The 9,339-nt window shown below is 71.5% G+C and carries 8 protein-coding genes and 1 pseudogene; 5 read left to right on the top strand and 4 right to left on the bottom strand.

What is annotated here, in order from left to right:
* Positions 1 to 398: 398 nt before the first annotated feature.
* Positions 399 to 2,402, bottom strand: a complete 2,004-nt coding sequence (locus ACIBJF_RS25265; protein WP_399176884.1) for a YncE family protein — start codon at positions 2,400 to 2,402, stop codon at positions 399 to 401.
* Positions 2,403 to 2,549: 147 nt separating this feature from the next.
* A pseudogene (locus ACIBJF_RS25260) lies at positions 2,550 to 2,630 on the bottom strand (SAM-dependent methyltransferase); the annotation flags it as partial.
* 479 nt (positions 2,631 to 3,109) lie between these two features.
* Between ACIBJF_RS25260 and ACIBJF_RS25255 the strand changes: the two are divergent.
* The 3 genes from ACIBJF_RS25255 to ACIBJF_RS25245 all read left to right on the top strand — a co-directional run bounded on the left by ACIBJF_RS25255 (position 3,110) and on the right by ACIBJF_RS25245 (position 6,016).
* On the top strand, positions 3,110 to 3,979 hold the full coding sequence (locus ACIBJF_RS25255) for a GAF and ANTAR domain-containing protein (RefSeq protein ID WP_399176882.1): 870 nt from the start codon (positions 3,110 to 3,112) through the stop codon (positions 3,977 to 3,979).
* On the top strand, positions 3,979 to 4,734 hold the full coding sequence (locus ACIBJF_RS25250) for a GAF and ANTAR domain-containing protein (RefSeq protein WP_399176881.1): 756 nt from the start codon (positions 3,979 to 3,981) through the stop codon (positions 4,732 to 4,734). Before ACIBJF_RS25255 ends, ACIBJF_RS25250 begins: the two co-directional genes overlap by 1 nt.
* A 91-nt stretch (positions 4,735 to 4,825) precedes the next feature.
* On the top strand, positions 4,826 to 6,016 hold the full coding sequence (locus ACIBJF_RS25245; RefSeq protein WP_399176879.1) for a GAF domain-containing protein: 1,191 nt from the start codon (positions 4,826 to 4,828) through the stop codon (positions 6,014 to 6,016).
* Between the two features lie 70 nt (positions 6,017 to 6,086).
* Here the strand turns inward: ACIBJF_RS25245 and ACIBJF_RS25240 are convergent, their stop codons facing one another.
* Both ACIBJF_RS25240 and phoU read right to left on the bottom strand, forming a co-directional pair.
* Positions 6,087 to 6,242, bottom strand: a complete 156-nt coding sequence (locus ACIBJF_RS25240) for a hypothetical protein (RefSeq protein WP_365334386.1) — start codon at positions 6,240 to 6,242, stop codon at positions 6,087 to 6,089.
* A gap of 141 nt (positions 6,243 to 6,383) precedes the next feature.
* Positions 6,384 to 7,073, bottom strand: a complete 690-nt coding sequence (gene phoU, locus ACIBJF_RS25235) for a phosphate signaling complex protein PhoU (protein WP_351805326.1) — start codon at positions 7,071 to 7,073, stop codon at positions 6,384 to 6,386.
* Positions 7,074 to 7,252: 179 nt separating this feature from the next.
* Between phoU and ACIBJF_RS25230 the strand changes: the two genes are divergently transcribed.
* Both ACIBJF_RS25230 and ACIBJF_RS25225 read left to right on the top strand, forming a co-directional pair.
* Positions 7,253 to 8,512: an ATP-binding protein gene (locus ACIBJF_RS25230; protein WP_351805329.1), complete on the top strand. Its 1,260-nt coding sequence runs from the start codon at positions 7,253 to 7,255 to the stop codon at positions 8,510 to 8,512.
* Positions 8,509 to 9,189: a response regulator transcription factor gene (locus ACIBJF_RS25225; RefSeq protein ID WP_010358452.1), complete on the top strand. Its 681-nt coding sequence runs from the start codon at positions 8,509 to 8,511 to the stop codon at positions 9,187 to 9,189. The genes ACIBJF_RS25230 and ACIBJF_RS25225 overlap by 4 nt, the downstream gene beginning before the upstream one ends.
* Positions 9,190 to 9,339 lie beyond the last annotated feature (150 nt).

Raw genomic sequence — 9,339 nt, 5'->3', positions numbered from 1 at the left:
GGCGTCCCGGACGGAGCGCGCCCACATTTTCCCGCCTCCACGGCGGCCAGCGCAGCGGCCTGGACTACTGAGCCGTAAATCCCCGCTCAGCCCTGGAGGGTGAGGCATCCCCTCCCTTCAGGGAGGGGAGCCTTCAAGGCTTTAGCCTCGCGCCCATGCCCCCTCGTCCGGCTGGTCAGCCGTCGCGTTGCGCTGTCCTCGGACATCGGATCCAGCCCGACCGCCACTTTCCTCTGCCGCTCAAGATCCGAGTGCTGATATATCAGCGCGGCCCGCTCCGAGGAGTGGTCGGCGCGCGCCATCGTGTCCTTGAGCGTGACACTCGGCTCTATCGCACCCCCTGAGGAGATGTATCCCAAGGCCCGGCGCATCATCGGATGCGCCGGGCCTTGGGGGCCTCAGCTGGTGAAGGTGAAGTACTTCCAGGAGCCGTGCGTGGTCGAGTTCACGGTGTCGTCCGAGGAGTCGTTGATGTAGGACGACCGCACGCGCATCGAGTAACCGGTCTGGTGCGTGCCGCCCAGTTCCACCGCCGACTTGCCCGTGGAGTCGAGCTTGAAGTACTGGGACCCCGCCGAGCGCCAGGCGCCGTCGGAGTAGATCTGGAACTGCAGCCTCTGGGAGCGGCCGGGGTAGGCCGTCATCGTGGTCGTGAGGAGCGGATTGGTCGTCTTCCGGAAGTAGTACTTGGTGTACCCGTTGACCGTGGCCGTCTTGTAGTAGCGGCTCAGGCTCAGCGACACCTTGACCTTCGCGCCCACCCAGCTCGTGGCCGTCTTCGGGGCGGTCCGCGCGTCGCCGGAGAAGGACGCGCTCACCGTGGTGTCGCGCTTCAGGGTCAAGGTGACCGACAGGTTGCCCTCGCTGTTGACCGTGCCGGTCTTGACCAGGTACTTGCCCTTGCCGTCGCCCGCAGTGTCCGCGTAGAGCGAGAGCGTCCGGTTCTTGTACGTCGTGCCGAGGTGGGCGGTGAACGTCACGCTACTGGCGTAGGCGTAGATGTTGCCGTTCTTGTTCACTGTCAGGGTCGGGGAGTTCCGGGAGACCTCGACCGTGTCGGAGGCGGAGGCAGTCGTGCGATCGGCGTCGCCGGCATAGGAGACCTTGTACGTGACCTTGCCGCCCGCGGGCGGGGTGTCGGTGAAGGAGAAGGTCCCGTCCGCCTTCACTGTCGCGGCCGGGAGCGCCTTGCCGTTCGGGGACTCCAGGTCCGTTCGGGTGACCGCGACGGTGGTCCCGGCGGGCAGCCCGAGCGTGTTCGTGACCTTGCCGGAGACGGTCAGCGACTTGGCTCGGTCGGCGGTCGCCGGGGCGTTCACCGTGACGGTGGTGACCGCCTTGCCGGGGTCGGTGACGACGCGCAGGCTGTACTTGTTGGAGAGACCGTGTGTGACCGCGAAGAGCCGGCTGCTGTCGGGTGCGAAGGCGAGGTCGCCGTGGTCGAGCAGGGTCTCTTGGGCGACTCCACCCTGTTCGTCGGTGAAATTGGCGGTCCGCCTCGGGGTCGTGCCGCCCGGCTTGTAGATGGACACATGGGGGGAGAAGTTGGCGTAGGTGTCCGTGCCCACCGCGACGAGGCCGTCCGGCGCGACATCCACCGACCGTTGTTCCCAGTAGCCGCTCGGATACCTGATGGTCTGCGACAGGTCCGAGGTCCGGAAGACCTGCTGGAAGTCGCCTGCTGTGGTGGCCACCACGAGCTCTGTGCCGTCCGGGGTGAGCGCCAGGTCCTCCGCGGTGTTGCCGATGGCGGCGTCCTGCCCGCCGAGGAACGCGGTCCGGCTGGCCGTGCCGGACGACACGTCGTAGATGCCGAGGGTGAAGTAGTACTGGCGCGAGCCGGCCGCCAGGGTGTCGGGAGCGCCGGGTGCCGAGTCCAGCAGGGGAGCGTCCTTCCACGTTCCGTCGGCCTCCTGGGCGAGGGAAACCTGCGGCTGCCCGCCGGACAGGTCGAGAGAGCCGATGTTGCCGTGGCCGACGCTGCCATAGCCGAACCAGAGTTTGCCGCCGGCGAGCGCCAGGTGCTGCGGATCTGTGCCGTCACCCGTCGCGTACCGCCCGGCCTCGGTGAGCGTCGCCGTGTCGATGGCCACGATCTCATCGGCTCCCGGCACGGCGACGTAGACCGTTGCCGAGTCGGCGGAGAGCTCTAGGCCGTCAGCCTGCGGCAGCGAGGTGATCGTCCCGATGACGGTGCCGTTGTAGTCGGTGGCGACGACCTTGCCTCCCGACGGGTCACTGATGAAGACCCGCCGGTGAACGCCGTCCACGATGATGTCGCCGCTGGACGTGATGGGCAGCGCGGCGCTGCTGTCGGCGACAGCAGGGCCCGCGGCCGACCCGATCAGGGCGACAGAACTGAGAGTGACCGCGAGCGCTGTTACGGCCGAAATGCTGCGCACACGCACAGTGATGCAACCCCCAACTAGGAAGACAAGACTGCCCACAAGACCCCCGGAGCCCCTTCAGGGTTGCACGGCACACCTGCGCAAGTTTCCGCAGGTCCCACTGGGTGCCGCCCAGGAGCCGGGCACCTTCTATGGCAGGCGCGCACTCGGATCGCTGCGATCGGGGTCGAGCGGGTCGTAGATCGCGGCCAGCCGTGGGTGTCCGAAGCACTCGTCAGACATGCTGCCGACGATGTCCAGGGACGGACTCAACGGCTGCTGAATTACAGCAGTGCCCAGCAGTACGGCAGGAGAGTGCCTCGCGCCCCGACCGCAGTACAGCAGGGCTGTACAGCAACCACCACGACCGCAGCCGACCGTCAATGTTTCCAAACACATGAGCGGCTACGGAGGCCCACGCCGAGCGCACCGGATCGAGGCCGTACGCGCGTCCCGGGCCCGCGGCCCGGTGCCAGGCCACGGTCAGTCCCGGCATCCCGGGCCGGGACCGTCCCCTGCCCGCCGGACTGGCCCAACCGGAGGCCTCGGGCGCCGGGGCCGGGGGCCACCCCGGGGGCCGGATTGCCGCCTTTCGGAGAGCAGCCCATGTGGGTCCGCTCAAGGTGGGAACCCGGAGTGTGGAGCAGTCGGTCCCGGGGGTTTCGGACGGGATACTGGTGGATCATGTGTGCTGACGGCGCGCCGCGACGGGGGTGATGACCATGGCGCCCGAGCGGTCGGAGCAGCCGGGCGGCGGCGGTGTGCCGCTGGACGGGCAGGCACGGCTGCGGGTCAGTGAGACGCTGGCCGCCGCCGCGAGGGGCATCGACGACCCGCAGGCGGTACCGGGCGCGCTGTGCCAGGCGTGCGTACGGCTGCTGCCCGTCAGCGGTTCCTCGGTGTCGATCTCCGGCGGGAAGGGCGTACGCGTCACCTGGTGCGCCAGCGACCGGGTCGCCGCCCGGCTCGCCGAGCTGCAGTACACCGTGGGGGACGGGCCCTGCCAGACCGCTCTCGACCAGGGCGCCCCCGTCGTCGCGGCCGACCTCAGCGACGGCCCCGACGCCCGTCGCTGGCCGATCTTCGCGCACGAGGCGGTGGCCCTCGGTGTCCGCGCGGTCTTCTCGCTGCCGCTCGGTGTCAGCGGTGCCGCGATCGGCACCCTCGACCTGTACAACGAGAGCGCCGGCGGGCTCACCGAACAGGACATGCGGACCGCGCTGTGGGTACGCGACGCGGTCACCTACGCGCTGACGAGCCTCCAGGTGGCCGGGCACGACGGCGCCGAGGAGGACACGGAGGACGAGGTAGCGTCCTGGGTGGCGGCCTCCGAGGCCGACCACACCGAGGTCTACCAGGCGGTCGGCATGGTGATGGTGCAGCTGGGGCTGGACCCCGAGCAGGCCCTGGACCGGCTGCGCGCCCGCGCGTACGCCGAGGGCCGCACGGTCAGCCAGCTGGCCCGCGAGGTCCTGTCCCGCAAGTTCCGTTTCCGTGAGGAGGCGGACGACGGCGGTGACCGCAGGGAGTACGCCGGCGAGGACGGACGCGACGGCGGGGACGAGGCAGACGGAAGGGACGGTGAACGGTGATGGGCCGTGAACAACAGCTCGCGGAGGCGCTCGTCGGGCTGGCCGACTCCCTGGCCGACGACATCGACCCGGTGGTGCTGGTCGAGCGACTGGCACGCAACTGCGTCGACATCACCGGAGCCGACGCGGTCGGCATCATGGTCGTCTCCGGCCGCGGTGATCTGCGCACCCTGGCGGTCACCGAGGTGGACGCGGAGGCGCTGGAGTTCTTCCAGCTCCAGGCCGACGAGGGCCCCTGCCTGGAGAGCTTCCGCGAGGGCCGCCGCATCGATGTTTCGGACCTGGAGCACAGCGGCGACCGCTGGCCGCAGGTCGCCCCCTTCGCCGTACGGCGCGGGTACCACTCGCTGCACGCACTGCCCCTGCGCGTCCACCGGCAGACCATCGGCGCCGTCAACCTCCTGCTGCGCCGGCCGGGCGGGCTGCCCCCGCTGGATCTGGAGCTGGCCCAGGCGCTCGCCGACGTCACGGCCGTCGCGCTGGTCAACTGGCGCCCGGAGCGGCTGCGCCCGATCGACGTCAGCAACCGCGTCCAGGCCGCCCTCGCCGCAAAGGCCACCGTCGACATGGCCACCGGGATGCTCGCCGAGGCCGGTGAACTCACCCTGGCCGACGCCCGCGCGGCCCTGCGCGGCTACGCCGACGGCCACCGCCGCCGCCTGGTGGACACCGCACGCGCCCTGGTCCAGCGGGCCCTGCCCCCGGACGCCGTCCTCCGCACCGCGGCAGCGCCGGAGACAGAGACGGAGACCTGAGGCTGACGTCCAGGCCTGGGCGGCATACGCTGAAATGGGGGCCGAGCCGCGGGACCCGGGCGATCCTGTGGCGTGCAGGCAGGGGCCCTAGATGCAGCACTTCTCCTGCCGGACCGTGGCGGAACTGGCCATGCCCGGACTGGCGACCGGCAGGCTGACCGTCCTCGCGCTGTTCGGCGACGCCGACTCCGGTGCCGACCTGGACACCGCGCTGCGTGCCCCCGGTCCTACCCAGCTCGTCCTCGACCTGAGCGGCCTGCGCCGGCTGTCTCCCGCCGCCGGGCGGGCCCTGTACCGGTTCGCCGAGGGTTCCGCCGAGCACGGCCGGATGCTCTTCCTCGCCGCCTGCCCCGCCGACGCCGCGGCCGTGCTGGCCCGGACGCGGCTGCCCGGCGGCACCGGGTGCGGGCTGTATGCGACGGTGACCGACGCCCTGAGCGTCTTCCTCACCTCGGCCGCCGCCCCGGACGGCCCCCATCTGCGCCCGTACGCCGTGGAACTGCGCCACGAACTGCTCGCGCACGCCCTGGTCACCCGCGCGCAGGGCATCCTCATGGAGCGGTACGGCCTGGGCGACGCCCGCAGTGCGGCCGCGCTGCTCCGGACCGTCGGCCGCGAGCACGGGCTGGGCACCGTCCGGCTCGCGGCGGCCCTCGGCAAGGCGCGGCCACCGCGCGCCCACCAGCCCTGGTTCCCCGGCCGTATCCGGCTTCCGCCGCCCGCCGTCGGGTTCGTCACCGCCGCGTCGGACCGGCCGCCGCTGCTGCCGGTGTTCCTCGACGCGCTCCGGGACGCCGTCTGCGCGATCACCCGTACCGGCATGGCCGACGTCCAGCTCATCGACGCCAGCGACGACACGCTGTGGCTGGAGTCCCACTGCGGCCTGCCCACCGAGTTCGTGAACTTCTTCGCCGTGATCGACGACACCACCACCGCGTGCGGGCACGCCGCGCGCAAACGCCGACGGGTCGTCGTCGAGGATGTCGCCACCGCGCCGGACTTCGACGAGACGGCGCGCGCGGTGATGCTCGCCGCGCACAGCCGCTCGCTGCAGTGCACCCCGATCCCGGGCCCGGCGGGCCAGCCGCAGGGCATGTTCTCCACCCACCACGACCAGCCCGGACACGCCTACACCGGGGCCGAGCTCGGTGCGCTGGACCGGGTCGCCCGGGAGGCGGGGGCGTGGCTGCACTGGTACCGGACGACCACCGTCCGGGACGCCCTGGAGGACCTGCACCGGCGGGCGCAGGGTCGTCGGGGCGACGGGCAGGGGCCGGTGTGACAGGGGAAAGGGCCGGTGTGAATCGCGTTCGCACCGGCCCTCGACAGGGTCTACGACGTCCTACCGGCCCTCAGCCGCACTGGCAGGGGCCGCCCGACTGGCACCCGCAACCGCAGCCCGAGCCGCAGCCGCACGCGCCGATCAGCGGAAGGCTCCTGGTCTCGGCGGGCTGGTCGGTCTCGCGCTCCTGCGTGGGGTCGGGCGTGGTGCTGGGGGATTCGGCCATGGGTCCCTCCTAGACGCTGGGGCAGGGATGCCCTCGCCTATTGCATGCCCGCTTCCCCGGGCGCATCAACGGCGCACGGAGGCGCCCACGCGCCCCCGACGCCATCCGGCAGGCGCCCCGGCCCCCGCCCGCCCCGGAGGGTTACGCGCCCTCGACCCCCGTCACCGGCTGGATGTCCTGCTGGAGCTCGTCCGCGTGCTCGCCCGTGACCAGGTAGACGACCCGCTTGGCGACGGCCACGGCGTGGTCGGCGTACCGCTCGTAGTAGCGGCCGAGCAGGGTGACGTCCACCGCCGTCTCGATGCCGTGTCGCCAGCGCTCGTCGATCAGGTGCTGGAACAGCGTGCGGTGCAGCTGGTCCATCTCGTCGTCGTCCTGCTCCAGCTGCAGCGCGAGGTCGACGTCCTTGGTGATGATCACCTCGGCCGCCTTCGCCATCAGACGCTGCGCGAGCTGGCCCATCTCCAGGATCGTGGCGTGCAGGTCGTTCGGCACCGCGCGCTCGGGGAAGCGCAGCCGGGCCAGCTTCGCCACGTGCTGGGCGAGGTCGCCGGACCGCTCCAGGTCGGCGGACATGCGCAGAGAGGTGACGACGATCCGCAGGTCGGTCGCCACCGGCTGCTGCCGGGCGAGCAGGGCTATGGCCCGGGCCTCCAGGTCGTGCTGGAGCTCGTCGACCTTCTGGTCGGCCTCGATCACGCTCTCGGCCAGCTTCAGGTCGGCGTCCAGGATGGCGGTCGTGGCGCGCCCGATCGCCGACCCGACCAGCCGGGCCATCTCCACCAGACCGTCGCCGATCGAGTCAAGTTCCTCGTGGTACGCGTCCCGCATCAGGTTCCCTCTCATAGGTGTGCTTGGTCCCCACGCTCCCACGTTCTGCGCCACACGCGTCCGTTTCCGCCACCCCAAATGAATCAATCCTGGCCCCAAGGTGAACTCTGGGCGACGAGTGTCCGAGGTCGCACCTCGACGGCTGTAGTCATGTCGTAGGGCCTGCTTAACCTGGACGCATGGACGTGAACGCGGCGGTCGCCGCAGCGGCAGCGATCGCCGGGGTGCTCACCGGTGTCATCGCCATGCTGGCGTTCCGCTGGAGCGAACGCGACCAGAAGCGACCGACCAGGACTTCTTTGCACACCGATCCCGTACTCCCGCCGGGCGTGGACACCGTACTGTCCGTGCTGCGCTCCTCGGCCGTCGTCCTCGACGAGGCCGACGCCGTGGTCAAGGCGAGCTCCGCCGCCTACGCCCTCGGGCTGGTCCGCGGCGGCAAGCTCGCCGTCGAGCCCATGCTCCAGATGGCCAGGGACACGAGGAGGGACGGCGAGATACGGCAGGTCGAGCTGGACCTGCCCCGGCGTGGCACCGGGCGCGGCGAGGCACTCGCCGTCTCCGCGCGTGTGGCCCCGCTCGGCTCCCGCCTGGTCCTGCTGCTGGTCGAGGACCTGACCGAGGCCAGGAGGATCGAGGCCGTACGACGCGACTTCGTGGCCAACGTGAGCCATGAGCTGAAGACGCCCGTCGGCGCTCTCTCCCTCCTGTCCGAGGCGGTCATGGACGCCTCCGACGACCCCGAGGCCGTACAGCGCTTCGCGGGCCGTATGCAGATCGAGGCGACCCGCCTGACCAACCTGGTCCAGGAACTGATCGACCTCTCCCGGGTGCAGAACGACGACCCGCTGGAGGACGCCGAGCCCGTCCGCGTGGACGAGCTGGTCGCGGAGGCCGTCGACCGCTGCCGCCACCAGGCCGGCACCAAGCAGATCACCATGGCCGCGGGCGGCACCGCCGACCTGCACGTCTGGGGCAACCGCGGCCAGCTCGCGGCGGCCCTCGGCAACCTGGTCGAGAACGCCGTGAACTACTCCCCGGCCCGCACCCGCGTCGGCATAGCCGCCCGCCGGGTCAACGCACCCGGCGGCGACATGATCGAACTCGCCGTGACGGACCAGGGCATCGGCATCTCCGACAAGGACAAGGAGCGCATCTTCGAGCGCTTCTACCGCGTCGACCCGGCCCGCTCGCGGGCCACCGGAGGCACCGGTCTGGGTCTCGCGATCGTCAAGCACGTGGTCGCCTCGCACGGCGGGGAGGTCACGGTCTGGAGCGCCGAAGGCCAGGGCTCCACATTCACCCTGAGGCTGCCGGAGGCGGGTGCGGCCCGCGACCGCGCACAACAGCACCCCGACCTCGACGACGAAGACGAGGCCGACGGCGCCCCCGACTCAACCCCGTACGAACCGCTTCCCGCCCCGGAGGTCCTTCCGTGACCCGAGTGCTCGTCGTCGAGGACGAGGAGTCCTTCTCCGACGCCCTGTCGTACATGCTCCGCAAGGAGGGCTTCGAGGTCGCCGTGGCGGCCACCGGCCCCGACGGACTCGACGAGTTCGAGCGCAACGGCGCCGACCTCGTCCTCCTCGACCTGATGCTGCCGGGGCTGCCCGGCACGGAGGTGTGCCGCCAGCTGCGCGGCCGCTCCAACGTCCCCGTGATCATGGTGACCGCCAAGGACAGTGAGATCGACAAGGTGGTCGGCCTGGAAATAGGAGCCGACGACTACGTCACCAAGCCCTTCTCCTCCCGTGAGCTGGTGGCCCGTATCCGTGCGGTGCTGCGCCGCCGCGGCGAGCCGGAGGAGGTGACCCCGGCGGCCCTGGAGGCCGGCCCGGTCCGCATGGACGTCGACCGCCACGTCGTGACGGTCTCCGGCTCCAAGGTCGATCTCCCCCTGAAGGAGTTCGACCTCCTGGAGATGCTCCTGCGCAACGCCGGCCGCGTCCTGACCCGCATGCAGCTCATCGACCGCGTCTGGGGCGCCGACTACGTGGGCGACACCAAGACCCTGGACGTCCACGTCAAGCGCCTGCGCGCCAAGATCGAGCCGGACCCGGGCGCCCCGCGCTACCTGGTGACGGTCCGGGGCCTGGGCTACAAGTTCGAGCCGTAAGCCGTAACCGGCTCTGAGACCGGCCGTGGGGCGCGGGGGGGGGCCCCCCCCCCCCGGGGGGCGGCCCCCCCCCCCCCCCCGCGCGCGGCGCCCCCGGGGGGGGGGCCGGCGCCGCGGGCCGGGGCGGGGGTGGGGGGGGGGTGGGGGGCG

Origin of the sequence: Streptomyces sp. NPDC050743, assembly GCF_044456925.1 — a bacterium.
Taxonomy (GTDB): Bacteria; Actinomycetota; Actinomycetes; order Streptomycetales; family Streptomycetaceae; genus Streptomyces.
The sequence above is the reverse complement of the archived record's forward strand: the minus strand, read 5'-3'. Positions and strand labels throughout refer to the sequence as shown.

Excerpts from the sequence above, each read along its gene's own strand:
- ACIBJF_RS25245 (WP_399176879.1), top strand. The coding sequence starts at position 4,826 with ATGCAGCACTTCTCCTGCCGGACCGTGGCGGAACTGGCCATGCCCGGA.
- ACIBJF_RS25240 (WP_365334386.1), bottom strand. The coding sequence starts at position 6,242 with ATGGCCGAATCCCCCAGCACCACGCCCGACCCCACGCAGGAGCGCGAG.
- ACIBJF_RS25250 (WP_399176881.1), top strand. The coding sequence starts at position 3,979 with ATGGGCCGTGAACAACAGCTCGCGGAGGCGCTCGTCGGGCTGGCCGAC.
- ACIBJF_RS25230 (WP_351805329.1), top strand. The coding sequence starts at position 7,253 with ATGGACGTGAACGCGGCGGTCGCCGCAGCGGCAGCGATCGCCGGGGTG.
- phoU (WP_351805326.1), bottom strand. The coding sequence starts at position 7,073 with ATGCGGGACGCGTACCACGAGGAACTTGACTCGATCGGCGACGGTCTG.
- ACIBJF_RS25255 (WP_399176882.1), top strand. The coding sequence starts at position 3,110 with ATGGCGCCCGAGCGGTCGGAGCAGCCGGGCGGCGGCGGTGTGCCGCTG.